This window comes from Parasulfuritortus cantonensis (genome assembly GCF_004337445.1).
GTDB lineage: Bacteria > Pseudomonadota > Gammaproteobacteria > Burkholderiales > Thiobacillaceae > Parasulfuritortus > Parasulfuritortus cantonensis.
The window spans coordinates 75,339-101,810 of sequence record NZ_SJZB01000042.1 but is presented as its reverse complement, the minus strand read 5'-3'; the positions used below and the strand labels follow the sequence as shown (position 1 = coordinate 101,810).

Here is a 26,472-nt window from a genome sequence, read left to right as displayed (position 1 = left end):
GCAGGCGGATTCTATGCCGGAATCGGCCGCGGCGGGCCCTTACAGGCGGGCCAGGATGCGCTCGGCGACCCGGAAGGCGTTGGCGTAGATGGTCCAGGTATAGGGCACGCTGCCGCCGGTCGGCATGAAGCTGCCGTCGCTGACGTACAGGTTGTCGACCTCGTGGGCGCGGCAGTCCGGGTCGAGCACCGAGCTGGCCGGGTCGCGCCCGAAGCGGCAGCCGCCGGCCACCAGGTTGGGCGGCGGCGCCGGGCTGACGTGGCCGGCGACGTTCCGGGCCCCCATGCGGCGCAGCACCTGCTCGGCCTTGTCGGCCAGGTAGCGGCCGACCGCCAGGTTGCGGGCATGGCCGCCGATGCGCACCCGGGCGACCGGGTCGCCCCAGCGGTCGCGCTCGGCCGGGTCGAGGCCGACGCAGCAGTCGTCCACCGGCAGCCAGTCGTTGAACACCTCGAAGGCGAGCCGGCGCTGATCCCGGAAGCCGTGTTCCAGGCGCCGCTTGAGCGGCTTACCCCAGAGCAGGCCGTCCTCGCCCCAGCGCGCCGGGGCGGCCCGGGCGATCGGGTTGGGGTGGCCGAGCAGGAATTCGACGATGCCGCCCTTGGCGCGTCCGCCCGCCAGGGCCGGGTCGTCGATGACGTACCAGTCGTCCAGGGCCCGGTTGACGAACGGCCCCATGACCCGCAGGTCGGCCGCCCGCGCGGCGTCGAGGTCGCCGTAGACGAGGTCGCCGCCGCCGGCGCCGCCGGCCGAGAAGAGCAGGTTGCGGCCGACCTGGCCGTGGTTGTTGGCGAGGCCGTGCGGATAGCGCGGCCCGGTCGAGACGAGCAGCAGGCGGGCGGTCTCGATCGCCTGGCAGGCGACCACGAACACCTTGGCGCGCACGCGCACGCGCTTGCCGGCCCGGTCGGCATAGTCCGCGGCGACGACGCGCCCGGCCGCGTCGCTGACCAGGCGGCGCACCTTGGCGTGGGCGCGCACCTGGCAGTGGCCGCCGGCGACCGCCTGGTCGAGCAGGGCGGCCCGGGCACTGCCCTTGGCCCCGCTGGCGCAGCCGTAGCTGCCGCAATAACCGGAGTATTCGCAGGCGCGCCGGCCCAGGGCGGGCTGGCTGAGGATGGCGCGCGGCACCCGCAGGGCATGGTAGCCGAGCCCGGCGCAGGCGGCGTCGATCCAGTCGGCGACCGGGTGCTCGGCGGTCGGCGGGAAGGGGAAGTCCGGGCTGGAGCGGGGCTCGATGTTGGCATGCGCCTGGATCCGGCCCGACACCCCGACCAGGCGTTCGACGCGGTCGTAGTAGGGTTCCAGTTCGGCGTAGCCGATCGGCCAGTCGGCCACGTTGGCGCCCGCCACCGGGCCGAATTCGCTGAGCAGCCGGAAATCGACCGGCTTCAGGCGGTGGAAGAAGCCGCTCATGAAGTTGCTCGAACCGCCCACGCAGTTGCCGTTCCAGAAGTTCCAGCCCGATTCCGAGGTCGGCGTGGCGACCCAGGCACCGTCGTCGTCGAGGTCCTCGATGACGTGGCGCTCGTACTTCAGGTCCGGGGTGTAGACGTTGCGCCGGCAGCAGGCCAGTTCGTCCTTGTAGAAGTCCGCCTCGGCGAACCAGGGTCCCTTCTCCAGCACCACCACCGAGCGGCCCGCGCGCGCCAGGGTGTAGGCGACCGGCCCGCCGCCGGCACCGCTGCCGATGATGCAGACGTCGAACTCGGTCATCGCCGGCGCAGCTCCATGTAGCGCTTGCCCGGCGGCGGATGCGGGTAGCCGGGGACGTGGGCCAGCCAGCGCCAGCCGACGCCGTCCGGGTTGCCGCCGTACACCGGGTCGGCGAGCAGGGCCTCGATCACGTACAGGAGCAGCAGGGCGAGCCAGTTGGCGCCCGCCTCGGACTTCTCGACCGCGCGCAGGACGCGTTCGCGCCCGGCCTCGTCGAGGCGGCCGAAAGGCGCCTGTTCGAGGCGCTGCGCCATGTCGTCCAACCAGCCGGCGCCCTGCAGGATGAAACGGCCGTCGTCGGCCTTGTCGGGGTCGTGGCCGAGCATGAAGCGCAGGTAGGCGAGCGCCTTGATCTCGGCGGCGCCGGGGGCGTCGGGTTCGCTCGGGAACAGATGGCGCTGGACCGCGTCGACGATGCGCCAGCGTGCCGCCGCGTCGAGCGTCGGCGCGGCCGTGCCGGCAAGCGGGAAGAGCGCGGCCAGGGAACCGCCGGCCAGCCGGAGCAGGAAGCGGCGCCGGTCCAGGAGCTGGACGCGCCAGGCCGCCAGCCGGCTGCGCGCCCCGTCCGCCTCGGCCAAGCGTCTGCCGTCCTCTCTCATGTCCGCGCCTCCGGCGATGCTCACCCCGGCACTATAGCGCGGCCGGCCGGCACCCGGGCTCAGTCGGCCTGGACCAGCAGGCCCTTGAGGTATTCGCCCTCCGGGTAGGCCAGGCCGATCGGATGGTCGGCCGAACCGGCCAGGCGCTTGACGATGCGGGCGTCGCGGCCGACGTCCAGGGCGGCGCCGGCGACGATCTTCTGGAACAGCTCGATGCCGATGCCGCCCGAGCAGGAGTAGGTCATCATCAGGCCGCCCGGGTTGAGCAGGCGGAAGCCGAGCAGGTTGATGTCCTTGTAGGCGCGGGCGGCGCGCTCGGCATGGGCAGCCGAGGGCGCGAACTTGGGCGGATCGAGGACGATGACGTCGAAGGTCCGGCCGGCCTTGCGGAAGTCGCGCAGGGCCTGGAAGACGTCGGCCTCCAGCCATTCCGCCCGCTCGGCCGCCAGCTGCGGGTTGCGGGCCAGGTTGGCGCGCGCCTGCTCGAGGGCCGGCCCGGAGGAGTCGATCGACAGCACGTGGGCGGCGCCCCCGGCCAGCGCCTGCATGGAGAAACCGCCGGTGTAGCAGAAGCAGTTGAGCACCGTCCTGGCGGCCGAGAGTTCGCCGAGCAGGCGGCGGTTGTCGCGCTGGTCGAGGTAGAAGCCGGTCTTGTGGCCGCCCTCGACGTCGATGCCCAGGCGGACGCCGTATTCCTCGATCTCGACCGCCTCGGCCGGGGCGGTGCCGTACAGCCAGCCGGTCACCGGCTCGAGGCCTTCCAGGCCGCGCACGTCGGAGTCGGACCGCTCGTAGATGCGCGCGCAGCCGGTCGCCAGGACCAGGGCGTTGACGATCGCCTTGCGCCACTTGTCGGCCCCCGCCGAGGTGAGCTGGACGACCACGGTGTCGCCGTAGCGGTCGGCGATGACCCCGGGCAGGCCGTCCGATTCGGCGTGGATCAGGCGCAGGCCGTCCTGGCCGCGCAGCTCCGGCAGCAAGGCACGGCGGGCCACGGCCTGGGCCACCTTGCGCTTGAAGAAGGCATCGTCGATCGATTCCGCCGGGTCGAAGCTCCACATGCGGGCGCGGATCTGCGAGTTCGGGCTGTAGGCGGCGCGGCCGAGCGGCTTGAGGTCGTCGGCCAGGACCTCGACCGTGTCGCCCGGGCGCGCCTTGCCTTCCAGGCGGCCGACCGAGCCGGCGAACAGCCAGGGATGGCGCCGGAGCACCGAGCGCTCCTTGCCGGGGAAGAGGATGAGTTGGGGCATGGTGGTAAGCGTCGCTCGCCGAGGGTTGGTGGGCGCCCGCGTCCGCGGGCGCCATGGCCTTACAGGCCGGCCGAGTCGCGCAAGGCGTCGGCCTTGTCCGTCGCTTCCCAGGTGAACTCCGGCTCGTCGCGGCCGAAGTGGCCGTAGGCGGCGGTCTTGCGGTAGATCGGGCGCAGCAGGTCGAGCATCTGGACGATGCCCTTGGGGCGCAGGTCGAAATGCTCGCGCACCAGTTCGGTCAGCTTGTCGTCGGCGACCCGGCCGGTGCCGTAGGTATCGACCGTGATCGAGGTCGGGTGGGCGACGCCGATGGCGTAGCTGACCTGGACCAGGCACTTGCTGGCCAGGCCGGCGGCGACGATGTTCTTGGCCACGTAGCGGGCGGCGTAGGCGGCCGAGCGGTCGACCTTGGACGGGTCCTTGCCGGAAAACGCGCCGCCGCCGTGCGGCGCGGCGCCGCCGTAGGTGTCGACGATGATCTTGCGGCCGGTCAGGCCGGCGTCGCCGTGCGGACCGCCGATCTCGAAGCAGCCGGTCGGGTTGACCAGGTAGTTGACCGGCCCCTTGGTCATCTCGCGCGGCAGGACCGGCTTGATGATGTCCTCGATGACCGCCTCGTGCAGGGTCTTCTGCGCCTCGGGCGGGCTGAATTCCGGGCTGTGCTGGGTGGACAGGACCACGGTGTCGACCGCCACCGGGCGGCCGTCGACGTAGCGCAGGGTGACCTGGCTCTTGGCGTCCGGGCGCAGCCAGGGCAGGCGGCCGTCCTTGCGCAGCAGGGCCTGGCGCTCGACCAGGCGATGCGCCAGGTAGATCGGCATGGGCATCAGCGAGGGCGTCTCGTCGCAGGCGTAGCCGAACATCAGGCCCTGGTCGCCGGCGCCCTGGTTGAGGAAGTCGTCGGAGGCGTGGTCGACGCCCTGGGCGATGTTGGCGCTCTGCTGACCGTAGCAGACGTGCACCGAGCAGCCGTCGGCGTCGAAGCGCAGGTGCGGGTCGCCGTAGCCGATCGAGCGCACGGCCTCGCGCGCGACCTGGGCGTAGTTGACGTGGGCGTGGGTGGTGATCTCCCCGGCCAGGACGACCAGGCCGGTGCTGACCAGGGTCTCGGCCGCGACGCGGGCGCCCGGGTCCTGCGCCAGGATGGCGTCGAGCACGGCGTCGGAGATCTGGTCAGCGACCTTGTCCGGGTGGCCTTCGGACACCGATTCGGAGGTGAACAGGTATTCGCTCATGGGGTGCTGCTCCTTACTGGCCCTACCATCGCCGGCGTTACCGGCTCCGGGCCCAGAGCAGGCGACGCTTTAGCAGTATTTGTATCCCGCCCTGCAAGTTGTCTGCATTAACTCGGCGGCTACATAATTCTGGTCTTTACCGCTCGGACCTGTCAATTGCTGCGTCTACTGTTCGAAGTGCTCGCCCGCCTGCCCCTGCCCGTCCTGCACGGCCTGGGCGGCGCCATGGGCGTACTGTCGCTGCTGCGCCCGCGCCACCGCGCCCTGCTGCGCGCCAACCTGGCCAGCGCCGGCCTGGCCGACCGGGTTTCCCTGGTCGCGGTTGCCGCCGCCCTCGGGCGCGGCTTCATGGAATTGCCCGCCGTCTGGCTGCGGCCGCTCGACCAGGCGATCGGCCTGATCCGGGAGATCCACGGCCAGGAACACCTCGCCGCCGCCCAGGCCCGCGGCAAGGGCGTGCTGCTGCTCGCCCCGCACCTGGGCTGTTGGGAATTGGGCGGCCTCTGGTTCAGCGCCAACTACCCGGTCACCGCCCTGTACCGGCCGCCGCCCCAGGCCTGGGCCCACGAGTTGATGAAGGCCGGCCGGGAACGCGGCCTGGCCACCACCGTGCCGCCCGACCGCTCCGGGGTGAAGGCCCTGCTCGGCGCCCTCAAGCGCAACGAGGCGGTGTTCATCCTGCCCGACCAGGTCGCCAACAAGGGCGACGGCGTCTGGGCACCCTTCTTCGGCCGCCCGGTCTACCTGCCCGCCCTGCCCTACCGGCTCGCCTCGGCGACCGGCGCGGCGGCGCTGGTCATGGTGTGCGAACGCCTGCCGCACGGGCGCGGCTATCGCCTGCACATCACCCCCCTGGACGAACTGCCGGACGCCCCCGAGGCCGCGGCGGCGCGCACCCACGCCGAGATCGAGCGCTTCGTCCGCACCATGCCGACGCAATACCTGTGGAGCTACCGCATCTTCCGGCGCCACAAGAAGGCGCCGCCCCCGCCACCGGAGTTCCCCGCGCCATGATCCATCCCGGCATCGCCCTCCTGCGCCTGCTCCACGCCGCCGTCCCGGTCACCACCCTGGCCCGCCTCGGCGAGTGGCTGGGCAGCGCCCTCTATCCGGTCTCGCCGACCCGCCGGCACATCGGCCTGACCAACCTGCGCCTGTGCTTCCCGGAGTTGACCGAGGCCGAGCGGCGGCGCCTGCTCAAGGCCCATTTCCGCGCCCTCGGCCGCGCCACCCTGCTGGAGACCGTGTCCTGGTGGGGCGAGCGCGCCGAGGTCGAGGGCCTGACCCGCCTGGAGGGCCTGGACAACCTGCTGCCCTACCTGGGCAAGCCGCTGATCTGGCTGGCGCCCCACTTCGTCGGCCTCAACATCGGCGGCGTCCGGGTGTCGACCGAGTACGCCCCGGTGGTGTCGCTCTATGCCCACATCAAGAACCCCGAGGTCGACCGCCTGATGCTGCACGCGCGTACCCGCTTCGGCGGCTCCGAACTGTACTCGCGCCAGGACGGCATCAAGCCGGTGATCCGGGCGATCCGCAAGGGCCTGCCTTTCTACTACCTGCCGGACATGGACTTCGGCCGCAAGGACGCCGTCTTCGTGCCCTTCTTCGGTGTCCCGGCCGCCACCATCACCGGCCTGTCGCGCCTGGCCAAGGCGACCGGCGCGGTCGTGGTACCCTGCATCACGCGCTGGCAGGACGGCGGCTACGTCGCCCGCTTCTACCCGCCCTGGCAGGACTTCCCGAGCGCGGACGTGGTGGCCGATACGCGGCGCATGAACGCCTTTATCGAGGACCGCATCCGGGAGATGCCGGAGCAGTATTTCTGGCTGCACAAGCGGTTCAAGACCCGGCCCGACGAGAAGCGGAAAGGCGGACTCTATGAAGATTGAGGTCAGCAAGCTGCGCCAGGACGAGGCCGAGGCGGTGGCCGGGCTGGCGCACGCGGTCTGGCCGGTGTGCTACGCCGGCATCATCAGCCCGGGCCAGATCGACTACATGCTCGAGCAGCGCTACAAGCCCGCCCTGGTCCGTCAGCTGCTGGCCCGCGGCGACCTCTGGCTGGCGGCGCGCGCCGACGTCGAGCTGGTCGGCTTCGCACACGCCTATCCACTCGACAACGGCGACTACAAGCTGGACAAGCTCTACGTCGCCACCGACTGGCAACGCCTGGGCATCGGCGGCGAACTGATCCGCGCCACCGCCGACTACGCCCGCCGGCACGGCCGCGAGCGCCTGATCCTGCGCGTCAACAGGCAGAACGACAAGGCCATCAAGGCCTACCTGAAGCACGGCTTCACGGTCGCCACCGTCGTGATCGAGGACATCGGCGACGGCTTCGTGATGGACGACTACGTGATGGCCATGGCGCTGGCGACGCCGGCCGGGGAGCCGGCATGAGCTTCCGGAACCCGTCCGACGCCGAACTCCACCGCCTGCTCGAGGGCGTCCGCACCGTCGCCGTGGTCGGCCTCTCCCCGAAGCCGGGCCGGCCCAGCCACGGCGTCGCCCAGGCCATGCAGCGGTTCGGCTTCCGGATCGTACCGGTGCGCCCGGCGGTGACCGAGGTGCTCGGCGAGCCGGCCTACGCCAGCCTTGCCGACATCCCGTTCCCGGTCGACCTGGTGGACGTGTTCCGGGCCGCCGAGCACATCCCGGAGGTGGTCGACGAATGCCTGGCGATCGGCGCCCCGGCACTCTGGCTGCAGGAAGGCATCGTCCACGAGGCGGCCGCCGAGAAGGCGCGCGCCGCCGGCCTCACGGTGGTCATGGACCGCTGCCTGTACAAGGATTACGTCGCCCTGTTCACCTGAAACCATGCGCATCCTGGTCGTCATCCCGGTCTACAACCGGCCCGAACTAGTCGTCCTGACCCTCGATGCCGTCGCCGCCCAAGACCGTCTGCCCGATGCCGTCGCCGTGGTCGACGACGGTTCCACCGATGACACGCCGGAACGGGTCGAGGCCTGGATGGCCGCCAACCCGGCCCTGCCGGCACGCCTGATCCGGACCGCCAACCAAGGCGCCTCGGCGGCGCGCAATGCCGGCCTGGCCGAGCTGGGCGCGGGCATGGACGCGGTGGCCTTCCTGGATTCCGACGACCTCTGGCCGGCCGATTTCCTGGCCCGTACCGAGGCGGCGCTGGCCGCCCATCCCGATGCGGTGGCCGCCAGCACCGACCGCGAGCGTTACCGGCCCCACGACGACTGGCGCAAGCACGACTGCCTGGCCGGGCTGCCGGCCAATCCCTGGCAATGGCTGCTCCTGCACGGCGCCGGTATCGGCTCGTGCACGCTGTTCCGCACGGCCGCGGTCACCGCCGCCGGCAACTACCCGGTGGATATCCCGACCGGCCACGACCTCGTCCTGTTCGGGCGCATCGCCCGGCTCGGCCCCTGGCTGCACCAGCCCGGCGCACCGGTGGTGTTCCGGCGTCCCCGGCGCCGCCTCGCCAGCCACGACGGCAGCCACCTGTACCAGCGGCATCCGGACTACCTGATCTGGTGGGCCGAGGCCGCCCAGCTGACCTGGCGCGAGGCGCCGGCCGGCGTCCATATCGGGCTGTCGGGCCGGGCCGCCCTGGCCCGGCGCTGGCATGCCGCGGCGGAGAACGCCCGCCACCTGGGCCGGCACGAGACGGCGCGCCGCTGCGCCGTGCAGGCCCTCCGCAAACGACCGTGGCAAGCGCGTACCTGGTGGCTGCTCCTGCGTTCCTGGGGCGGCAGGGCAGCGCGGTAAAGCCTGCCGGCGCAGCGATTTCGGCCGAGCCGGCAATTCGGTTATCCTCGCCCATCATGAGACTACGCTTCACCAAGATGCACGGCCTCGGCAACGACTTCGTCGTACTCGACGGGGTCGGCCAGGCCGTCGAGCTGACGCCGGCGCAGCTCCGCTACCTGGCGGACCGCCACTTCGGGGTCGGCTGCGACCAGATCCTGCTGGTGGAAAAGGCCGGCCGGCCGGATGTCGACTTCCGCTACCGCATCTTCAACGCCGACGGCGGCGAGGTGCAGCAGTGCGGCAACGGCGCCCGCTGCTTCGTCCGCTTCGTGCACGACAAGGGCCTGACCAGCAAGCGCGAGATCCGGGTCGAGACCGCCTCCGGGGTGATCGTGCCGCGCCTGGAGGCGGATGGCCAGGTCACCGTCGACATGGGGCCGCCACGCTTCGAGCCGGCCGACATCCCCTTCGTCGCCGACGCCCGCGCCGTCACCTACGTGCTCGACATCGGCCAGCCGGTGGAGCTCTCGGCCCTGTCCATGGGCAACCCGCACGCCGTCCTGGAAACCTGCAACGTCGACACCGCGCCGGTGGCCGAATGGGGCCCGCTGATCGAGCACCATGTGCGCTTCCCCGAGCGGGTCAACGTCGGCTTCATGCAGCTGGTGCACCGGCGCGCCATCAAGCTGCGGGTGTTCGAGCGCGGCAGCGGCGAGACCCTGGCCTGCGGCACCGGCGCCTGTGCGGCCGCGGTCGCGGGCATGCAGCGCGGCCTGCTCGAGCGCGAGGTCGAGGTGCAGACCCGGGGTGGCCGGCTTACCATACGCTGGGATGGCGAGGGCCATTCCGTATTCATGACCGGCCCGGCGGTCACCGTTTTCCAAGGCGAGATAGACATCCCATGAGCACGGACACCCCCACCCAGGAACAGATCGTCCAGTACCTGCGCGACAACCCCGAGCTGCTGGCCCAGATCAACGTCCCCCATCCCTACAGCGGCCAGGCCATCTCGATCGGCGAACGCCAGGTCATGCTGCTGCGCGACCGCGCCCGCAACCTGGAGAACAAGCTCAAGGAGTTCATCCAGTTCGCCGAGGAAAACGATTCCATCGGCGAAAAGATGCACCACCTGTCGCTCGGCCTGATGCGCGCGCAGTCGCTGGCGGCGGTGCTGGAATCGCTCTACCTGAGCCTGGGCGACCAGTTCGCCATCCCGCACGTCGCGTTGCGCATCTGGAGCGGCGCCGGCGACCTGCCCGAATTCGCCCCGGTCGGCACACCGGTACGCGAGCTCGCCGGCGGGCTCGGCCAGCCGCAATGCGGCGGCGACGCGCCCGAGGAAATCCGTGCCTGGTTCGGGGAGGCGGGCGGCCATCTGCGCTCGTTCGCCCTGACGCCGCTGCGCGACCGCAACGTCGAGGGCCTGCTGGTCATGGCCTCGGAAGACGCCGCGCGCTTCTACCCGGAGATGGGCACCCTGTACCTCAACTGGCTGGGCGAACTGGCCTCGGCGGCGATCGCACGCTTCGCCTGAGCCATGGCCGAGCCGGCCGTCGTCGCCCGCTTCCTCGACTACCTGCGCGGCCGCCGTTACAGCCCGCGCACGGTCGAGGCCTACGGCGACGACCTTCGCCACCTGGCCGAGCTGGCCGGGGCCACGGCGCTCGAAACCCTGGCCCCGCACGACATCCGGCGTGCCCTCGCCAGCCTGCACGCGCGCGGCCAGTCGGCCGGCAGCCTGGCCCGCATCCTGTCCGGCTGGCGCGCCTTCTACCGCCACCTGGCGCGCGAGGGCCTGGTCGAGGCCAATCCCTGCACCGGCATCCGGCCACCCAAGGGCCCCAAGCGCCTGCCGCACACCCTGGCGCCGGATACCCTGGCCAAGCTGCTCGACGGCGTGCCCGACACGCCCCTGGCCAGCCAGGACCGCGCCATGTTCGAACTCATGTATTCCTCCGGCCTGCGCCTGGCGGAACTGGTCGGCCTCGACCTGACCAGCGTCGACCGTGCCAGCGGCGAGGTCCGGGTGCTCGGCAAGGGCAGCAAGGAACGCATCGTCCCGGTCGGCAGCCGCGCCCTGGCCGCCCTGGCCGACTGGCTGGCGGTGCGCGGCGCGGTGGCCAAGGACGCCACCGCCCTGTTCGTCGGAGCGCGCGGCGCCCGCATCTCGCCGCGCGTCGTGCAGGCGCGCCTGAATGCCCTGGCGCGGCGCCAGGGCATCGACCAGCACGTCCACCCGCACGCCCTGCGCCACTCCTTCGCCTCGCACGTGCTGCAGTCGTCCGGCGACCTGCGCGCGGTCCAGGAGATGCTCGGCCACGCCAGCCTGTCGACCACCCAGGTCTACACGCACCTGGATTTCCAGCACCTGGCCAAGGTATATGACCAGGCCCATCCGCGCGCCAAGAAGAAATGAGCCCTGGATTTTGCCTCCGGCCGCCGCTGACGCGGCTTAACGCCGGCTACGCCGGCATTAGCCTGCGCCGCAACAAGCCTGCGGCTTGTTGTCAGCACCTGGCCAAGGTATACGACCAGGCCCATCCGCGCGCCAAGAAGAAGTAACCCGCCCGGCCATGGTCGCCGCCGGCTTCCGCTTCTACGAGGAACTCAACGATTTCCTGCCCGCGCCGCGCCGCTACCGGGAATTCACCACGGCGTGCGCCGAGGACGCCAGCGTCAAGCACACGATCGAGTCCCTGGGGGTGCCGCATACCGAAGTCGAGCTGATCCTGGTCAACGGCGAGTCGGTCGGCTTCGAGCACCGGCTGGCGGAGGGCGACCGGGTCTCGGTCTATCCCCGCTTCGAGGCCTTCGACGTCACGCCGCTGCTGCGCGTGCGCGACCGCCCGCTGCGGGTCAGCCGCTTCGTCGCCGACGCCCACTTGGGCGGCCTCGCCCGGCTGTTGCGCATGGCCGGCTTCGACACCTTGTACGACAACCGCTACCGGGACGACGAGGTCGTCGCCATCGCCGGCCGCGACGGCCGCATCGTGCTCAGTCGCGACCGCGAGCTCCTGAAGCGGCGCGCCGTGAGCCACGGCTGCTACGTGCACGCCACCGAGCCCGAGGCGCAATTGCGCGAACTGCTCGGCCGCCTGGACCTGGCGCGCAGCGCCCGGCCGTTCAGCTTGTGCCTGCGCTGCAACGCGGCCCTGCGCCCCGTCGCCAAGGCCGAGGTGCTGGCGCGCCTGCCGGAACGGGTGCGTGCCGGGCAGGAACGCTTCAGCGTCTGCGACGCCTGCGGCCGGGTCTACTGGGAGGGCAGCCACTGGCGCGCGATGCGGCGCCGGCTGGAGGCGCTGCTGGGGCCGGGGTCTATAGGCTGACCGACTCGATGAAGGCGATCTCGTCGCCGGCCGCGATCGCGCTGGCGGCGTCGGCATCCCGCTTGTTGATGGTGATGTGCAGGGTGGCGCGGGGCTGGCCGAAGGCGGCCTGCCAGTCGCCGCCGCGCATGGCGAGCACCTTCATGAGGGCGCCGACGTCCTTCACGCTGGACGGCAGGCGCAGGGTCTCCCGGCCGATGCCGAGCTGGGCCATCAGGTCGCCGAAGTAGAGTAGGGTGACTGGATTCATCGCGGATTCCGGATTCGTTGCTGTGGCCGGATTCTACCGGCTCCGGCGGCCGGGCAGATGCCGATCGGATCCCCAACGGCTTGGTAACCTCGCGCATGTACACTGTGGCCGCCAATTCGTGCGGGAAGCCCTGGGGCGGCGATGAACGATCCGATCTCTGAACAACTCGACTTTCTCCGCAAGTGGGGCGGGCAGGCCGCGACCCGGCATTTCAAGCTCGGTTGCCTGGCCATGACGGCGCTTGCCGTGGTGGGCGTCCTGGCGATCGGCTACGCGCTCAAGGATTGGAGCTTCCTGCTCGCGGCGGCTATCCTGCTCGCCGCCGGCCTCGGCTTCCTGCAGGCCTTTCAGCGTGCCAAGCCCAACCAGGAGAATGCCCGCCGGGCGCTCGACCATTTCGTCAGCGTCGACGGCACGGTGTACATCGTGGTGGAGGACGACGATTCGGATTACGTCTACGGCGCCGGCGTGACCGACCGCGCGGGCGTCGACTGGGCGTTCTCGTTCCGCCCGGACAACTGGAAACCCGAGCCGGGCGAATTCTCTGCGGAACTGCGCTATATCGACGGAGTTGCCTGGCCCGTGCTGATCATCACCGAGCGCGGCATCCTCTACCCGCAGTACACCCCCGAGCAAAAGAGGCTGGCGGACATTTATCCCCGCGCGCCGACGTCCAGGTGAGCCGCACACCGCGGCGGGGCGATTCGGCTGGCGCCCGGTCCGGCGCCGACAAAAAAAGCGCTTTCCGTTGCCGGAAAGCGCCTGAAGCTGAAGTCTCTGAGGCGAACTCACGTACGCGACCATAACCAAGCAAGGCATGTGCCAGCCAGCGGCAAGGCCCGGGTCGGGACGGCCAGCCCCCGTACCCCAGAGGGCGCGCACCGGCACGGTGCACGCGGCCCCAACCCGATGCGCCGGCCGGCCGGCGCGGGCCAGCGGCTATAATCCGGCGACCGTTGCCACCTAACCACCCATGCCCGCCGACCTGTTAGAGGGCCTCAATCCCGACCAGCTCGCCGCCGTCACCGCCGAGGGTTCCGCCCTGGTCCTGGCCGGCGCCGGCTCGGGCAAGACCCGCGTCCTCACCACCCGCATCGCCTGGCTGGTCCAGACCGCCCGGGTCTCGCCCATGGGCATCCTGGCCGTCACCTTCACCAACAAGGCGGCCAAGGAGATGCTGTCGCGCCTGTCCGCCATGCTGCCGATCAACACCCGCGGCATGTGGGTGGGCACCTTCCACGGCCTCTGCAACCGCCTCCTGCGCGCCCACCACCAGGACGCCGGCCTACCCCAGCTGTTCCAGATCCTCGACTCGGCCGACCAGCTGGCCGCCATCAAGCGGCTCCTGAAGGCCCTCAACGTCGACACCGACAAGTACGAGCCGCGCAAGGTGCAGGCCTTCATCAACATGAACAAGGAGGCCGGCCTGCGCGCTGGCCGGGTCGAGGCCTGGGACCCCTACACCCGCCGCCTGGTCGAGTTCTTCGCCGAGTACGACGCCCAGTGCAACCGCGAAGGCGTGGTCGATTTCGCCGAGCTGCTGCTGCGCGCCTACGAACTGCTGGAGCGCAACGCCCTGCTGCGCGAGCACTATCAGACCCGCTTCCGGCACATCCTGGTGGACGAGTTCCAGGACACCAGCAAGCTGCAGTACGCCTGGCTGAAGCTCCTGGCCGGGCCCGAGGCCGCCCTGTTCGCGGTGGGCGACGACGACCAGTCCATCTACGCCTTCCGGGGCGCCGACGTCGGCAACATGGCCACCTTCATGCGCGACATGGGGATCGCCGAGCCGATCAAGCTGACCCAGAACTACCGCTCGCACGCGACCATCCTGGACGCCGCCAACGCGGTCATCGCCCAGAACGCCAACCGCCTGGGCAAGGACCTCTGGACCGACGCCGGCGTCGGCGAACCGATCCGCCACTACCAGGCCATGGACGACCGCGAGGAGGCCGGCTTCGTGGTCGAGGCGATCCGGGAGCTGTACCGCGAGGGCCTCGCCTACGCCGACGTCGCCGTGCTGTACCGCGCCAACGCCCAGTCGCGCGCCATCGAGCACGCCCTGTTCACCGCCGGGCTGCCCTACCGGGTGTACGGCGGCCAGCGCTTCTTCGAGCGCGCCGAGATCAAGCACGCCCTGGCCTACCTGCGCCTGATCGCCAACCCGGAGGACGACAACGCCTTCCTGCGCGTGGTCAATTTCCCGGCCCGCGGCGTCGGCGCCCGCACCCTGGAGGGGCTCGACGCAGCCGCCCGCCAGGGCGGCATGAGCCTGTGGCAGGCGGCCTGCGCCGGCGGCGGCAAGAACAAGGGCCTGGCCGGCTTCGTCGCCCTGGTCGAGGGCATGCGCGCCGAGGCCCGGGGCCTCGGCCTAGCCGAAACGGTGGAGATCGTCCTCGCCCGCTCCAGCCTGATCGAGCACTACAAGACCGAGAAGGAAGGCGAAGGCCGGATCGAGAACCTGAACGAACTGACCAACGCCGCCCTGGCCTTCGCCGCCGACGCGGACGACCAGGGCCTCGCCGCCGCGGCTCCCGGCACCACGGCATCGGCCGCGACCGCAGACGACCCGGCACAGGCGCAATTGATCGCCTTCCTGGCCCATGCCGCGCTCGAGGCCGGCGAACACGAGGCCGGCGCCGCCGCCGACGCGGTGCAGTTGATGACCGTGCACGCGGCCAAGGGCCTCGAGTTCCACACGGTGTTCATCACCGGCCTGGAGGAGGGCCTGTTCCCGCACGAGAACGCGTTGACCGAGCCGGACGGCCTGGAGGAGGAGCGGCGCCTGATGTACGTCGCCCTCACCCGCGCGCGCCGGCGCCTGTTCCTCAGCCATGCCCAGCAGCGCCTGCTGCACGGCCAGCCGCGCTACGGCCTGGCCTCGCGCTTCCTGGAGGAAATCCCGACCGCGCTGGTGCACTCCCTCAATCTCCATCGCCGGCCCACGCCACCGCCGCCACGGTCAACGGCCGACTGGGGTGGCGGGAAAGCGCCGTCTCAGCCCTCGCGTGAACTGCCCCACAAGATCGGCGCCCGGGTCAGCCACCCGCGCTACGGCGAGGGCGTGGTGTCCGGCTACCAGGGCCAGGGCGCCGAGGCCGAGATCCGGGTCGCCTTTCCCAAGGTCGGCGACAAATGGTTCATTCTCGACTACGTCAAGCTGACGCCCTGCTGAGCCTGGCCCGGCACCCCTTTCCCGGTACCGCTTGGAACCGAGAGGCCCGCGACCCATCCCAAGCCGGTCGCCCGATCATGCGGCCCGGCGAGCTTTTTGAAGCAGATCGCCAAGGCGAAACCCAGGGCCTCCGATACCGGAAAGCAATGCTCGACTAATTTGCTCTTGGCAACGACACGGGGAATTGGCGCCGCACGCATGCACACTCAACTTCGGCTGCGTTATCATCATCGAATGGAGTGGCTGCCTTCGGGCACTTTGCTTCCCTGGTGTAATTGCCAAAGCCGGTGAAATCAGTTTCTCGCCAACCCCGGTACCGATATGCCGCTACGGGCGTTCATCCTGGAATTCCGGCAAGTCGCGAACACATTATAAATGGAGGGAAAATGGCAGCATCCCGCATGCCTGGCCCAGCAGGAGTCAGTGAGATTGACTTGCCCAGACCCAGGCCCATTCAGAACGAGGTGAACAGCTCAAGTGAAATCCTAATCAATGGTGTCGGTGCGGGATGGGCTGGTTGGGAAATAAGTCTACAAGGAAAAACCGCGCTTCGTCTCAGTGGTGAAGATTTCTATTTTACGGGCACACCCCAACCCGGCATGTGGGTTCCCGACAGCGGCAGCACCAGCAAATTGTTTATCTACAAGGCCTCCAACCCCAGAAAGGTGTTTCGACTTGATTACCATGGTCTTGAGAGCACCGGAGGACGCCCTGTATGGCATTACAATCGGACCAGCGGCTTTGCACACATCGACGGCTTGAAAGCAGCCGATCATGCAGTAACCCCTGGAGCGATTGCCACCGGACGAGCACTGACCCTATTCCGCTGGAGCGGAAGAGCACTATTCGTCGCCGGCGGCGCCTTGAGCCTTTATGAGGTTTACCATGCGGAAAACAAAGCACGAGAAGTCGCGCGCCAGGTTGGCGGTTGGACTGCCGCGATCTCCGCTGGGAGATATTGTGCCGCTTCGGGGGCTCGTATCGGTGCCGGAATAATGACTGTCGCAGGTCAGTTGGGGCCACAAGCGGCCGTCCCCGAAGAACTCGTTACGGTGCCTGCAGGCGCATTTCTGGGCAGTGCAATAGGCGGCATCGGCTGCGGCGTCGTGGGTTGGTTCGCCGGTTCGGAAGTATCGCAGACAGTGTATGACTGGATTTTCAAACCGCTGGAAAAAGAAGAATGGCTGATATTGTCTGAATAAACAAGGATTCGCATGGAAACTCGCCAAGGAATCATTACCATAGTACATGGATTTCATCCTGCGACACCTGTTCCAGCGATTGTCTACCGAAACAATTTAAGATTTCGTTTCGCGCTTGTTTTCGAGACGGCAATCCCGGATTGCGGGTCGATTGTTTTTCAATCAGAGTCCTACATCGGCCTGCTTTCGATAATCATTCGAAATCTTGATTTTGACGGCATTCAAATAGATGCGGACGAAAACAACACGTATGATTCTTTTGATTCCTACAAGGAGAGTTTATTCAGAATAGCCGAGCCAGATCGCCTACCGGCTCGACGCATATTATTCAAAAATAATGGGAAATTGACCTGTTACGAAGAGACTGAATTTTGGGCTTTTTGCGGTGGCCCATCGCCCTATTCCGACTCCTTTACCATTTCGTTCTACACAGAAAACGACATGTCGGGGACATTCGATGCCATTTGTGCAGACTCCCGCTTCGCCGAGATGGTGACTATCCGGGAGACGATACAGGGGCTGCCCCGGCCTGAATTATCGTGGTGGCGCAAACTGCGCCTAATCAACAGACGCTGGCGCAAAGGCTCCGATCGCTGATTGTCCATGCGGCTCGACCGCCATTCCGGGGTAGGAATGCAACCGTGTCGAAACCGTGGCGGCAAGGGTAAACCATGAGGCGCATTCGGCACCCGATTGCCCACCTTCTCGTCCTGGCCAACACGGCCTGGGCGGATGCGCCACCGCCCAGCGGGCTGTGCGCGGTTACTGAAACGACCTATTTCAGCTGCCTGACGGATGGCGACAACTGGCTGAGTCTGTGCGGCAGGCCGCTCGGCAAGCTGCAATTCCGCAAGGGCGTGGGCGGCCGCCTCGAATTGCGCTACCCCGATGACATGGCCGCAGGTATGCGCAGCTTCCAGTACGCGCATTACCAGCGATACCAGACCGAACGGGTCGAAATCGAATTCCATGCCCAAGGCATCGATTACACCCTGTTCGATTATCACGAGGGCAAGGCGCGCGAGGCGGGACTTCGGGCCAGCCTGCCAGCCGGCCGGGAAAGCGAGCGGCGCTGCATCGGCCAGACAGCCAGCCGTCTGCTCGAACTCGAGACGATCCTGCCCTGCTCCCCCGACAATGCCCTGAACGGCGGCCGCTGCCCTTGAACTGCCCGACCTAAGCCGCGCGGACAGCCTCCGTCACCGTCGCCTGGACGTAGGTCCGGCCGTCCTCTTCGAAGGCCGCCAGGCCGACCAGGATGGCGAACCCTTGACCGTCCTTGCGCACCCCCTCCAGCTCCAGGCGCGGGCCCGGCGCGCGGGCCGGCGAGGCGTCCATGTGATCCTGGCGCCATTGCGCCGCGTTGGCCTTGGGGATCAGGCGCGTGAGCGGCTGGTTGAACAGTTCGCCGCGGCCATAGCCGAACATCCGCTCCAGGCTCGGGTTGGCCATCTCGATGGCGCCTTGGTCGTCGACCACCATGAGGCCGACCGGGCTGGTCTGCATCATCAGCTGGAGGCGGGCCTCGACGCGCCGGTGGCGCTGCTCGACGCGCTTGCGGTCCGAGATGTCGGCGACGAAGGCGTCGACGAAGGGTTCGCCGTTCTCGTCGAACGGGCTCAGGCTGATCTCGATCGGGAACTCGCTGCCGTCCGCGCGCCGACCCTTCAGTTCGCGGCCCTGGCCCATCGGCCGGGCGGTCGGGTTGGCCATGTAGGCGGCGAACATGCGGCCGTGGTCGCCAGGCACCGACTCCGGCAGCAGGCAGTCGAGCGGCTGCTCGAGCAGGTCTTCGCTACGGTAGCCGAACATCCGGGCCAGGGCCGAGTTGGCGAGGACGATGCGGCCGGTGCGGTCCGCCACCAGGAGACCGTTGGTGTTGCCCTCGACCATGAGACGGAAGCGCTCGCGCGCCTGGCTCAGGCGCCGCGCCGCCTCGGCTTCGGCCTGGGCCTGGGCGGCGGCCCCCATGGCCCGGGCGCGGCCGACCACCGCCTGGGCGAGGCCGGCGGCGACCGCGGCGTAGATGATCAGCAGGGCGGCCATGTAGAAGCCGACCGTGCGCCAGGCGGCGTGCTGCAAGGGCACCAGCTGTTCGCTCGGCAGGTGGGCGGCGACCAGCCAGACCGGGATGTGGCTGGCGGCATGGCCGTCGTCGACCTTGAGCGGATAGACCGTGCTCCAGGTCCACATGCCGTCGTCCAGCTCGACCTGGCCGGACGGCATCGCCGACAGCGCCTGCCAGGCCGCCGGGCTGCGCTTGGCCAGGGTGTCGTCGCGGCCGAACATGAAGGCCCATTCGCCCTCGGAATCCGGGCTCTTCAGCCAGTAGCCGGCGCTGTTGAGCAGCATCGCGTGGTCGCGCGCGTCGGTCAGGCTGCTGGTGAAGGCGTCGAGCAGGCCCTGGGCGGCGACGTCGAGGACCAGCACGCCGTGGCTGCGGCCGTCCGTCCCGACCACCGGGGTGATCAGGCGCAACGTCGGCTTGTACGGCTTCTCGACCCGGCCGTATTCGACGTTGAGGTCCATCGGCGAGACGTACACCTCGCCCGGCTTGAGGCCCCGGGTTTCCTTGACGTAGTAGGCGTCGCCGAGGTTCTGCAGCTGGGCGCCGAGCTGGGCCACCGGCCGGCCGGCGACGTTGTTGACGCGCACCCGCTCCATGCCGTCGCCGTCGATCCAGCGCACCTTGTCGTAGTGGTCCTCGTAGACGATCAGGTCGGCGAAGGCCGCCTGGATGCCGCTCGGGTCCGGCCCGGCGACGCCCCGTTTGAGTGCGTCGGCGTCCGCCAGGGTGCGCAGTTGGCGCAGCGGCGTGCGCAACTCGTCATCCAGGCGGCGCACCGCCATGACCACGTTGCCGATCTCGGCGGCCCGGATCAGGGCCATCTCCTCCTCGACCCGTTCCCGGCCCAGATACCAGGAGCCGCCGACGATCAGCAGCGCCACGGGGGCGAACAGGGCGAGGAACAGGCCCTTCGGAAACCCGCCCTGGCCGGGCGCGGGGTGCTGGAAATCAAACATGGAAAGGCTCCTTTCCGCGTAGTCATTCCGGATGGTCCGCCATCCGGCCACCCTGATGGCAAGCAATACCCGGGCCGCGCACTCGGGAATAGCCCAGGGTCAGCGGATCTCCAGGCCGACGATCGCCGTGCGCAGGCGCCGGACCATGTACAGGCCGGGCAGGCCGAGCAGGACGGCGATGAAGAAGAAGGTGGGCCAGCCGATGCTCTCGGCCATCACCCCGGCGAGCGGGCTGACGTAGATGCGCCCGACCGCCGCCAGGGCCGAGAGCAGCGCGTAGTGGGTGGCGGTGTAGCGGTGGCTGCACAGGCCCATGAGCAGGGCCACGAAGGCGGCCGTGCCCATGCCGCTGGTGATGTTCTCGGCGGCGATGGCGGCGACCAGCAGGTTGTCGATCGAGGCCGGCTCGCGGGTCGCCACGAAGCCCCAGTCGAACGGCGCCAGGACGAAGCCGCCCCAGGCCCCTTGCCGGCCATGGCCAGGTAGGCGAAGCCGAAGTTGGCCACCATCTGCAGGAAGCCGAACAGCAGCAGCGAGCGGTACAGGTTCAGGCGCAGCATGAGGCCGCCGGCCAGGAGGGCGCCGAAGATGGTCAGCCAGATGCCGATCACCTTGTTGACGATGCCCACCTCGGCCTGGCTGAAGGCCATGCCCTTGATCAGGAAGGCGGTGGTCAGGCTGCCGGCGAAGGCGTCGGACAACTTGTACAGGACGATCAGGAGCAGGAAGGCCCAGGCCCCCGGCTGCTCGATGAAGCTGGCGAGGGAACGGTTCAGGGTCTCGAAGCCCACCGTGCGGGCCGCCCAGCCGCCCAGGGGCAGGGCACCCGCCACGCCGGCCAGGATGAAGGCCAGGCGCACCCACTTGTCGGTGCTGTCCGGGTCCAGGCCGAGCAGGACGAGCAGGAAATGGGCGGCGAACCAGCCGACCACGAAGCCGGCCAGCATGGCCGCGAAGCCCGCCAGCTCCTTCCTGGGCTCCGATTCCAGCGGCTTCGAGCCGCCCGAGACCGAAGGCAGGGCGACCAGCGAGAAGGCCGCGGCCGCCACCATGATGCCCGCCATGGTCAGGTAGACGCGCGGCCAGCTCTGCCACTGCTCGGCCCAGATCAGGGCGATGCCGCCCGACAGGATCATCGCCAGGCGGTAGCCGAACACCGACAGGGAACCGCCCAGGCCGCGCTCGCGCGCCGGCAGCACGTCGGTCCGGTAGGCGTCAATGACGACGTCCTGGGACGCGGACAGGAAGGCGATGACCAGGGCGGCGAGGGCGAACGGGCCGGCACTGTCCTTGGGCGAGATGCCCGCCAGCCAGACCAGGGCGCCGGCCAGGGCCAGCTGGGTGACCACCAGCCAGCCGCGCCGGCGGCCCAGCAGGGGCGGCTCGAAGCGGTCCATGAGCGGCGCCCAGAGGAACTTGAAGGTGTAGGGCACGCCCACCAGGCCGAGGAAGCCGATGGTGGCGATGTCCACCCCGTCCACCGCCAGCCAGGCCTGCATGGCCTGCCCGGTCAGCGCCAGGGGCAGGCCGGAGGCGAAGCCGAGAACGAGGATGGCGAACAGGCGATGGAACTGGCCGAGGGATTGCGGCATGCGGGTGGCTCCGGGTTACAGGGTTGCGCGCCGGTTCCGTCGTCCGGCGTCAGACGGCCACCCGCAACAGATTGCGGGCAATCGTATAGCAATGCAGGCTGGTCGGCATGAACTCGATCTCCGTCGTCCCGTCGCGGCCCTGTCCGGCCTGCGTCAGCGTGGTCACCAGCGGGCGCCGGCTCAACTCGTGCCGGGCCGCGAACTCGCGGATGCCGCGCAGTTCGCCCCAATTCGAGTAGGCCGCGTCGGACCACTTGATCTCCACCGCGAAGCGCGGCTTCTGCGTCCGGATGTCCAGCGACACCAGGTCCACCTCCAGGTCCGACCGGCCCTGGCGCCAGCGCGCGTAATGGAGCGACTGGATCATGCTGGTGCTGTGCAGCCACTGGCTCCACACCGCCGTTTCCGCGAGCGCGCCCATGGCCGGCTCGCCGGCGCCCACGTAGCCGAACAGCGCCGCCCGGATCGACGGATTGGTCAGGTAGACCTTGAAGGTGCGCGCCCGCTGCATGCGCCGGGCGGACTCGTCGACCCGGTGCACCCGCTTGATCAGGAAGGCCGCCTCCAGGTATTCCAGGTAGTCGAGCAGCTTCTGCTTGCCGATGCCGGTGTCCTTGGCCAGCCCCTCGGGGCTCAGCTCGTCGCTGGTGTTGTAGGCCAGGACGTTGAAGAAGCGGTTCAATTCCTGGGTGTCGCCGATGCCGTACAGGCTCGGCAAATCCTTGAGCAGGACCTTGTCGACGATGTCCTGGCGCAGGAACCGGGCCGGGTTGGCGCGCACGGCCGGGTTCATCACCGCCTCCGGGAAACCGCCGTAATTCAGGTAGTTCACGAACTCGGCGTTCAGCGCCTCGATGCTGGTCGCCCGGTAGGCCGGCGCCCGGCCCGCCTCGGCCGGCTCCTCGACGATCAGGGCGTCCTCGCGGCCGGCGAAGGCCAGGTACTCGGCGAAGGTCAGCGGCGGCAGCATGAAGTCGGTGAAACGGCCGGCGCCCGACTCCCGGCTCTTCATGCGCAACGCCGCCGCCGCCGAACCGCTGGCGACGAAGCGGACGCTGCGGAAGGTATCCACCAGCGACTTGAGATGCACCTCCCAGTCCTTCAGGTACTGGATCTCGTCGAAGAACACCCAAAGACGCCGGTCGGAACCATGCCGGTGCAGTTCCATGAATGTCCTGACCAGGCCCTCCAGCGACCGCCCGGAGTACAGCGGCGTATCGAGCGAGAGATACAAAATGGCGGTACCGGGCACGCCGTCGTCCAGCAGGGCCTGGACCGCCTGTGCCAGCATCACCGTCTTGCCGACCCGGCGCGGACCGATCAGCACCACGGCGCGCGCCACCTCGACGGTACGGACCAGCTCCATGAAGGAGGCGAAATACGCCCGCCGGGGCCAGTCCCGGCGCTCGCTGTCGATGGTCCCGCCCGCCACCCACCAGGGATTGTCGAGGGCCAACCGCTTCTGCACGTCGACCAGGGGGATTTCGAAGGGTTTTGCCATAAGCGGGATGAAAGCCGTTTATTACGTCAAACTAAGCATAATAATTTTTGCTTAGTTGCACAACAGGCCGTTTTTTCTTGATAAACAGTCGGTTATTCCGTCGCCGCCGGTGACCTGCGGCGACGTTTCGGCGCCTTGGCGGCCGGCAGCAGCGAGGTCAGCGCCTGGTAGCGCTGGAACAGGAAGGCCACCCGTTCGGCCTCGCTCTTGAACGCCTTGGCGCCGTAGGCGGCGTCCACGGCGCGGTCCAGGCGCTGGTGCGCCTTGAGCAGGTCGGGCGGCATGGTCAGGGGGTCGTAGAGGTCGGCCAGGGTCGCGCCGGGGAAGGCCGCGCGGGCGTCCAGCACGGCCTGGGCGGCGGCCTCGACGGCGGCGCGCGGCTTGTCGGAGGGATCGGGCCAGGGGAAGGTGTTGTAAACCAAGGTCGCCGAATACTGGAAATCACTCTTCAATCGGCCACCCACAGTAGACATCCAAGTCATGTGCATGGCCGACTGCAGGACACCCAGCAGATACAGGTTCTTTTCCGCGATCAGGTAGTTCTTGTTGCTGGAGATCACCTCCGCCGCCATCAACCCAACCGGCACATAACGGCGGCGTTCCGACGACACCTCCGGGACCAGGATGTAGTCCTCGGCCGGCTGCGAGACGAAGAAGAACCGGGTCGGATTGTCGGCCATGCGCCGGGTCGGCTCGGCGCTGCTCTGCGCCCGGAAATCGCGCACCGCCTCGACCCGCGCCAAGACGCCCGGCAGCTTGCGCAGGGTGTCGGGCGGGATGCCGTCCAGCCACAGGCACCAGCGCTCGATGCCGTTGATGAACTCTTCGGAGCCGACGAAGCGCCGCAGCCAAGGCGCCGCGCCGGGTTCATCACTGAGCAGGCTGTCCTTTTCCTCGGCCGTGAGCAGGAGGTGGCCGCCGTCGCTCGGCTTGTTGCCGCAGCGCATGACCGGCACGGCAGCCAGCGGCCGCTGCCGCTTCACGGCGATGACGTCCGGGGCGTCGGCGAGATAGGGGTTGATGTTGGCCGCCCTGATCGCATGAGGCTCCGAGCGCAGCGTTTCATAGTCGAACAGCCATTTCTCGGCCGCCTCGTTGAGCCCGAAGCCGACGATCACGCAATGCACCGCCGCCTTGCCGCGCGCCTCGCTCTGCCACTGGAAGGTGCGGTGGGCGAAATGGATCTTCACGCCGAGCCGGTACAGGTCGGGCCACAGGATGCCGACCTGCTCGCCCTGGGTGATGGAGTTGGTGGAGACGAAGGCGGCGCCGATGGCCGGGTTGGCCGCCATGTATTCCGCCGCCTTGCGGTACCAGCAGGCGACGTAGTCCAGGTCGGAGGCCCCGCGCAGGCCGTCGAACACGGCCAGCAGCTCGGCCTTCTGGGCGCGGCTCTGGTAATGCTTGCCGACGAAGGGCGGATTCCCCAGCAGATAGGCCAGCCGCTCCGCCGGTACCACGTCGTTCCAGTCCAGGGCCAGGGCGTTGCCGTGCACGATGTGGGGCGCCTGCCGGAGCGGCAGGCGGACGTAGTAGGCGCCGAACTCTTCCGACACCCTCAGGTTCATCTGGTGGTCGGTCAGCCAAAGGGCCACCTCGGCGATGCGCGCCGGCCATTCCTCGATCTCGATGCCGTAGAACTGGTCGACGTTGATCTGGACGAGCTGGAAGATGTCCAGGTGCATCTGGCCCCCGGACAGTGAATCTTGGCCGCGCACGTGGCGCAGCACGTCCAGTTCGAGGAGGCGCAGCTCGCGGTAGGCGATGACCAGGAAGTTGCCGCAGCCGCAGGCGGGGTCCAGGAAACGCAGGCCGGCCAGCTTCTTGAGGAATTCGAACAGGCGGTTCTTGTTGCCCTTCGCTTTGTCGAACTCGGCCCGCAGCGCATCCAGGAACAGGGGCCGGATCAGGCGCAGGATGTTGGTCTCGCTGGTGTAGTGGGCGCCGATGGCGCGCCGGGCCTGCCGGTCCATGATGCTCTGGAACAGCGAGCCGAACACGGCCGGCGAGATGCGGCTCCAGTCCACGGCGCAGCAGTCGAGCAAGGTCTCGCGCATGGCGCCGTCGCAGGCGGCGATGGCCAGCGCCTCGGCGAACAGCCGGCCGTTGACGTAGGGAAAGGCGGCGAGCTGTTCGTCCAGGGTCTTGGGGCGCTTCTCGAGCGGGGTGTCGAGGACCTGGAAGAACTGGGCCAGGTGCATGCCCAGGTCGCTGCCGTCCTCGGCGGTGCGCTGCTCGACGTAGTCCTGGAACTGGCGCCGCTCGAAGATGGCGGTGTCTTCGGCGAACAGGCAGAACAGGACGCGCACCAGCAGGACCTCCAAGGCGTGGCCGTCGTAGCCGGCCGCCTTGAGCTGGTCGTGCAGGCGGCCCAGGTGCTCGGCGGCCTTGGCGTTGACCGGGTCTTCCTGGCCGAAGCTGCGGGTCTGGTAGCCGGCGATGAAGCCGAACAGGCGGATGTGCCTGGGCAGGTCGCCCAGGAGGAATTCGTGCTGCTGGCCCTGGTCGAGGTCGTACAGGCGGAAGCGGGCGAAATCGGAAACCAGGACGTAGCGCGGCAGATCGCGCTCCTTGAGGCCGGGGAAGTAGTCGATGGCCTGCTGGTAGGCGCGGTCGAGGTCCTTGCCGCGCGACTTGTGCTCGACCAGGAGGACGCCCTTCCAGAGCAGGTCGATGAAGCCGCCCTTGCCGTCGGACTTCCGCACCGGCTCCTCGAAGGAGGCGACCCGGCGCCGGCTGAGTCCGTAGATGGCGAAGAAGCCATCCCAGAAGCTCTTGGCCTCGGCGTCCTCGGAGGTCTCGTCGGCCCATTCCTTGGCGAAGGCCAGGGCGCGGGCGCGGATTTCGTTCCAGGAGAGCGGCAAGCTGGGTTCCCTTTATCTCTGTTCTGTCATGCCGACGAGGTGCAATCGTAATCCATGAACCGCGCCGGCGCCTGGCCGCGGGCCGCGAATCTCCGCCCTTTGCCGTTCCGGCGCATAGAATAGCCGTTCAGCGAAACCACCGAGGGAATCCACCATGAACAACCAGCTGGCCGCGCTCGAACAGGCCCAGTCCACCGCCATCGACCTGGCCATCAAGTTCGGTCCCAAGCTGCTGGTCGCCTGCGTGGTCATGCTGGTCGGCTACTTCGTCGCCCTCTGGGTGGCGCGCGTCACCGCCGGGGTGCTGACCCGGCTGGAACTGGACATCACCGTGCGCACCCTGCTGGTCCGCGTGGCCCGCCTGCTGGTGCTGCTCCTGTTCGTGATCATGGCGCTGCAGAACCTGGGCGTCGAACTGCTGCCGCTGGTCGCCGGCCTGGGCGTCGCCGGCGCCGGCGCGGCCCTGGCCATGCAGGGCGTGCTGTCCAACCTGGCGGCCGGCCTGACCATCATCTTCACGCGCCCGTTCCGGGTCGGCGAGTTCATCTCGATCGCCGGCGAGGAGGGCCAGGTCGAGGTGATCAGCCTGTTCAACACCGTGCTCAGCCACGCCGACCGTTCCCGGGTGGTCATCCCGAACCGCAAGATCGCCGGCGAGATCCTGCACAACTACGGCCAGGTCCGGCAGGCGAACGTCAGCGTCGGCGTCGCCTACGACAGCGACCTCGACCAGGCCCTGGCGGTGGTGCACGACATCCTGGCCAACCAGGCCATGGTCCTGCGCGAGCCGGCGCCCCTGGTCCAGGTGGCCGAGCTGGCCGATTCGTCGGTCAACATCTCGGTCAAGCCCTGGGTGCCCGTCGACGACTTCCCGGGCGCCGCCGGCAGCCTCAACAAGGCCATCCTGGAGGCCTTCCGCGCGCGCGGCATCGCCATCCCGTTCCCGCAGCGCGAGGTGCACCTGCTCGGCCGGGGCGACGCCGGCTAGGCCGCGCCGGCACGGGCATTGCCGGGGCCGGCC

At 69.0% G+C, this 26,472-nt stretch carries 24 protein-coding genes; 15 read left to right on the top strand and 9 right to left on the bottom strand.

What is annotated here, in order from left to right; genetic code table 11:
* Positions 1-39 precede the first annotated feature (39 nt).
* Genes EZJ19_RS11255 through metK form a run of 4 tightly spaced genes read right to left on the bottom strand, consistent with a single transcriptional unit; the run spans position 40 to position 4,800 of the window.
* A complete protein-coding gene (locus EZJ19_RS11255) occupies positions 40-1,716 on the bottom strand; it encodes a GMC family oxidoreductase (protein WP_131447624.1) in 1,677 nt (558 codons plus the stop codon).
* Positions 1,713-2,315: a gluconate 2-dehydrogenase subunit 3 family protein gene (locus EZJ19_RS11250; RefSeq protein ID WP_131447622.1), complete on the bottom strand. Its 603-nt coding sequence runs from the start codon at positions 2,313-2,315 to the stop codon at positions 1,713-1,715. The genes EZJ19_RS11255 and EZJ19_RS11250 overlap by 4 nt, the downstream gene beginning before the upstream one ends.
* Positions 2,316-2,374: 59 nt before the next feature.
* Positions 2,375-3,565, bottom strand: a complete 1,191-nt coding sequence (locus tag EZJ19_RS11245) for a class I SAM-dependent rRNA methyltransferase (protein WP_131447620.1) — start codon at positions 3,563-3,565, stop codon at positions 2,375-2,377.
* Between the two features lie 59 nt (positions 3,566-3,624).
* The gene (metK, locus tag EZJ19_RS11240) at positions 3,625-4,800 is read right to left on the bottom strand and encodes a methionine adenosyltransferase (RefSeq protein WP_131447618.1); all 1,176 of its coding nucleotides are present in this window, start codon (positions 4,798-4,800) and stop codon (positions 3,625-3,627) included.
* Between the two features lie 156 nt (positions 4,801-4,956).
* Between metK and EZJ19_RS11235 the strand changes: the two genes are divergently transcribed.
* The 9 genes from EZJ19_RS11235 (at position 4,957) to EZJ19_RS11195 (ending at position 11,843) form a co-directional block, all read left to right on the top strand.
* The gene (locus tag EZJ19_RS11235) at positions 4,957-5,814 is read left to right on the top strand and encodes a lysophospholipid acyltransferase family protein (RefSeq protein WP_240754747.1); all 858 of its coding nucleotides are present in this window, start codon (positions 4,957-4,959) and stop codon (positions 5,812-5,814) included.
* Complete coding sequence (locus tag EZJ19_RS11230; protein ID WP_131447616.1) at positions 5,811-6,689, top strand: lysophospholipid acyltransferase family protein; 879 nt, start codon at positions 5,811-5,813, stop codon at positions 6,687-6,689. The genes EZJ19_RS11235 and EZJ19_RS11230 overlap by 4 nt, the downstream gene beginning before the upstream one ends.
* Positions 6,679-7,197: a GNAT family N-acetyltransferase gene (locus EZJ19_RS11225; protein ID WP_131447614.1), complete on the top strand. Its 519-nt coding sequence runs from the start codon at positions 6,679-6,681 to the stop codon at positions 7,195-7,197. Before EZJ19_RS11230 ends, EZJ19_RS11225 begins: the two co-directional genes overlap by 11 nt.
* Entirely contained in the window at positions 7,194-7,610 is a 417-nt protein-coding gene (locus EZJ19_RS11220; protein WP_131447612.1) for a CoA-binding protein, read from the top strand. Before EZJ19_RS11225 ends, EZJ19_RS11220 begins: the two co-directional genes overlap by 4 nt.
* 4 nt (positions 7,611-7,614) lie before the next feature.
* Positions 7,615-8,535, top strand: coding sequence for a glycosyltransferase family 2 protein (locus EZJ19_RS11215; RefSeq protein ID WP_131447610.1), 921 nt, complete (start codon positions 7,615-7,617; stop codon positions 8,533-8,535).
* A gap of 56 nt (positions 8,536-8,591) precedes the next feature.
* Positions 8,592-9,422 (top strand): diaminopimelate epimerase, encoded by an 831-nt coding sequence (dapF, locus tag EZJ19_RS11210; protein WP_131447608.1) that lies wholly within the window; start codon positions 8,592-8,594, stop codon positions 9,420-9,422.
* Complete coding sequence (locus EZJ19_RS11205; RefSeq protein ID WP_131447606.1) at positions 9,419-10,051, top strand: DUF484 family protein; 633 nt, start codon at positions 9,419-9,421, stop codon at positions 10,049-10,051. The genes dapF and EZJ19_RS11205 overlap by 4 nt, the downstream gene beginning before the upstream one ends.
* Positions 10,052-10,054: 3 nt before the next feature.
* Complete coding sequence (gene xerC, locus EZJ19_RS11200; RefSeq protein WP_131447604.1) at positions 10,055-10,933, top strand: tyrosine recombinase XerC; 879 nt, start codon at positions 10,055-10,057, stop codon at positions 10,931-10,933.
* 157 nt (positions 10,934-11,090) lie between these two features.
* Positions 11,091-11,843 carry a Mut7-C RNAse domain-containing protein gene (locus EZJ19_RS11195; protein ID WP_131447602.1) on the top strand — a complete coding sequence of 251 codons (753 nt, stop codon included), beginning with the start codon at positions 11,091-11,093 and terminating at the stop codon, positions 11,841-11,843.
* On the opposite strand, the gene EZJ19_RS11190 is transcribed toward EZJ19_RS11195, so the two are convergent.
* The gene (locus tag EZJ19_RS11190) at positions 11,833-12,093 is read right to left on the bottom strand and encodes a MoaD/ThiS family protein (protein ID WP_131447600.1); all 261 of its coding nucleotides are present in this window, start codon (positions 12,091-12,093) and stop codon (positions 11,833-11,835) included. The two genes, EZJ19_RS11195 and EZJ19_RS11190, sit on opposite strands and share 11 nt — an antisense overlap.
* Positions 12,094-12,234: 141 nt before the next feature.
* On the opposite strand from EZJ19_RS11190, the gene EZJ19_RS11185 reads away from it, so the two are divergent.
* From EZJ19_RS11185 to EZJ19_RS11165, 5 genes are all read left to right on the top strand, one after another.
* Positions 12,235-12,774 (top strand): hypothetical protein, encoded by a 540-nt coding sequence (locus EZJ19_RS11185; protein WP_131447598.1) that lies wholly within the window; start codon positions 12,235-12,237, stop codon positions 12,772-12,774.
* 292 nt (positions 12,775-13,066) lie between these two features.
* Positions 13,067-15,268 carry a UvrD-helicase domain-containing protein gene (locus tag EZJ19_RS11180; RefSeq protein ID WP_131447596.1) on the top strand — a complete coding sequence of 734 codons (2,202 nt, stop codon included), beginning with the start codon at positions 13,067-13,069 and terminating at the stop codon, positions 15,266-15,268.
* 464 nt (positions 15,269-15,732) lie between these two features.
* On the top strand, positions 15,733-16,470 hold the full coding sequence (locus EZJ19_RS11175) for a hypothetical protein (protein WP_131447594.1): 738 nt from the start codon (positions 15,733-15,735) through the stop codon (positions 16,468-16,470).
* A gap of 12 nt (positions 16,471-16,482) precedes the next feature.
* Complete coding sequence (locus EZJ19_RS11170) at positions 16,483-17,067, top strand: hypothetical protein (RefSeq protein WP_131447592.1); 585 nt, start codon at positions 16,483-16,485, stop codon at positions 17,065-17,067.
* A 74-nt stretch (positions 17,068-17,141) separates the two neighbouring features.
* A complete protein-coding gene (locus tag EZJ19_RS11165; protein WP_131447590.1) occupies positions 17,142-17,636 on the top strand; it encodes a hypothetical protein in 495 nt (164 codons plus the stop codon).
* 10 nt (positions 17,637-17,646) lie between these two features.
* On the opposite strand, the gene EZJ19_RS11160 is transcribed toward EZJ19_RS11165, so the two are convergent.
* From EZJ19_RS11160 to EZJ19_RS11145, 4 genes are all read right to left on the bottom strand, one after another.
* On the bottom strand, positions 17,647-19,494 hold the full coding sequence (locus EZJ19_RS11160; RefSeq protein ID WP_131447588.1) for a PAS domain-containing protein: 1,848 nt from the start codon (positions 19,492-19,494) through the stop codon (positions 17,647-17,649).
* A gap of 215 nt (positions 19,495-19,709) precedes the next feature.
* Complete coding sequence (locus EZJ19_RS11155) at positions 19,710-21,086, bottom strand: MFS transporter (RefSeq protein WP_206199409.1); 1,377 nt, start codon at positions 21,084-21,086, stop codon at positions 19,710-19,712.
* 49 nt (positions 21,087-21,135) lie between these two features.
* Entirely contained in the window at positions 21,136-22,587 is a 1,452-nt protein-coding gene (locus EZJ19_RS11150) for an ATP-binding protein (protein WP_131447586.1), read from the bottom strand.
* Between the two features lie 92 nt (positions 22,588-22,679).
* The gene (locus EZJ19_RS11145) at positions 22,680-25,451 is read right to left on the bottom strand and encodes a class I SAM-dependent DNA methyltransferase (RefSeq protein WP_131447584.1); all 2,772 of its coding nucleotides are present in this window, start codon (positions 25,449-25,451) and stop codon (positions 22,680-22,682) included.
* A 154-nt stretch (positions 25,452-25,605) separates the two neighbouring features.
* On the opposite strand from EZJ19_RS11145, the gene EZJ19_RS11140 reads away from it, so the two are divergent.
* Positions 25,606-26,439 (top strand): mechanosensitive ion channel family protein, encoded by an 834-nt coding sequence (locus tag EZJ19_RS11140; protein ID WP_131447582.1) that lies wholly within the window; start codon positions 25,606-25,608, stop codon positions 26,437-26,439.
* Positions 26,440-26,472: the final 33 nt, after the last annotated feature.

Bases quoted from the DNA above. Each gene is read 5' to 3' on its own strand.
- EZJ19_RS11255 (WP_131447624.1), bottom strand. From the start codon at position 1,716: ATGACCGAGTTCGACGTCTGCATCATCGGCAGCGGTGCCGGCGGCGGG.
- EZJ19_RS11250 (WP_131447622.1), bottom strand. From the start codon at position 2,315: ATGAGAGAGGACGGCAGACGCTTGGCCGAGGCGGACGGGGCGCGCAGC.
- EZJ19_RS11245 (WP_131447620.1), bottom strand. From the start codon at position 3,565: ATGCCCCAACTCATCCTCTTCCCCGGCAAGGAGCGCTCGGTGCTCCGG.
- metK (WP_131447618.1), bottom strand. From the start codon at position 4,800: ATGAGCGAATACCTGTTCACCTCCGAATCGGTGTCCGAAGGCCACCCG.
- EZJ19_RS11230 (WP_131447616.1), top strand. From the start codon at position 5,811: ATGATCCATCCCGGCATCGCCCTCCTGCGCCTGCTCCACGCCGCCGTC.
- EZJ19_RS11225 (WP_131447614.1), top strand. From the start codon at position 6,679: ATGAAGATTGAGGTCAGCAAGCTGCGCCAGGACGAGGCCGAGGCGGTG.
- EZJ19_RS11220 (WP_131447612.1), top strand. From the start codon at position 7,194: ATGAGCTTCCGGAACCCGTCCGACGCCGAACTCCACCGCCTGCTCGAG.
- EZJ19_RS11215 (WP_131447610.1), top strand. From the start codon at position 7,615: ATGCGCATCCTGGTCGTCATCCCGGTCTACAACCGGCCCGAACTAGTC.
- dapF (WP_131447608.1), top strand. From the start codon at position 8,592: ATGAGACTACGCTTCACCAAGATGCACGGCCTCGGCAACGACTTCGTC.
- EZJ19_RS11205 (WP_131447606.1), top strand. From the start codon at position 9,419: ATGAGCACGGACACCCCCACCCAGGAACAGATCGTCCAGTACCTGCGC.
- xerC (WP_131447604.1), top strand. From the start codon at position 10,055: ATGGCCGAGCCGGCCGTCGTCGCCCGCTTCCTCGACTACCTGCGCGGC.
- EZJ19_RS11195 (WP_131447602.1), top strand. From the start codon at position 11,091: ATGGTCGCCGCCGGCTTCCGCTTCTACGAGGAACTCAACGATTTCCTG.
- EZJ19_RS11190 (WP_131447600.1), bottom strand. From the start codon at position 12,093: ATGAATCCAGTCACCCTACTCTACTTCGGCGACCTGATGGCCCAGCTC.
- EZJ19_RS11185 (WP_131447598.1), top strand. From the start codon at position 12,235: ATGAACGATCCGATCTCTGAACAACTCGACTTTCTCCGCAAGTGGGGC.
- EZJ19_RS11180 (WP_131447596.1), top strand. From the start codon at position 13,067: ATGCCCGCCGACCTGTTAGAGGGCCTCAATCCCGACCAGCTCGCCGCC.
- EZJ19_RS11170 (WP_131447592.1), top strand. From the start codon at position 16,483: ATGGAAACTCGCCAAGGAATCATTACCATAGTACATGGATTTCATCCT.
- EZJ19_RS11165 (WP_131447590.1), top strand. From the start codon at position 17,142: ATGAGGCGCATTCGGCACCCGATTGCCCACCTTCTCGTCCTGGCCAAC.
- EZJ19_RS11160 (WP_131447588.1), bottom strand. From the start codon at position 19,494: ATGTTTGATTTCCAGCACCCCGCGCCCGGCCAGGGCGGGTTTCCGAAG.
- EZJ19_RS11155 (WP_206199409.1), bottom strand. From the start codon at position 21,086: ATGCCGCAATCCCTCGGCCAGTTCCATCGCCTGTTCGCCATCCTCGTT.
- EZJ19_RS11150 (WP_131447586.1), bottom strand. From the start codon at position 22,587: ATGGCAAAACCCTTCGAAATCCCCCTGGTCGACGTGCAGAAGCGGTTG.
- EZJ19_RS11140 (WP_131447582.1), top strand. From the start codon at position 25,606: ATGAACAACCAGCTGGCCGCGCTCGAACAGGCCCAGTCCACCGCCATC.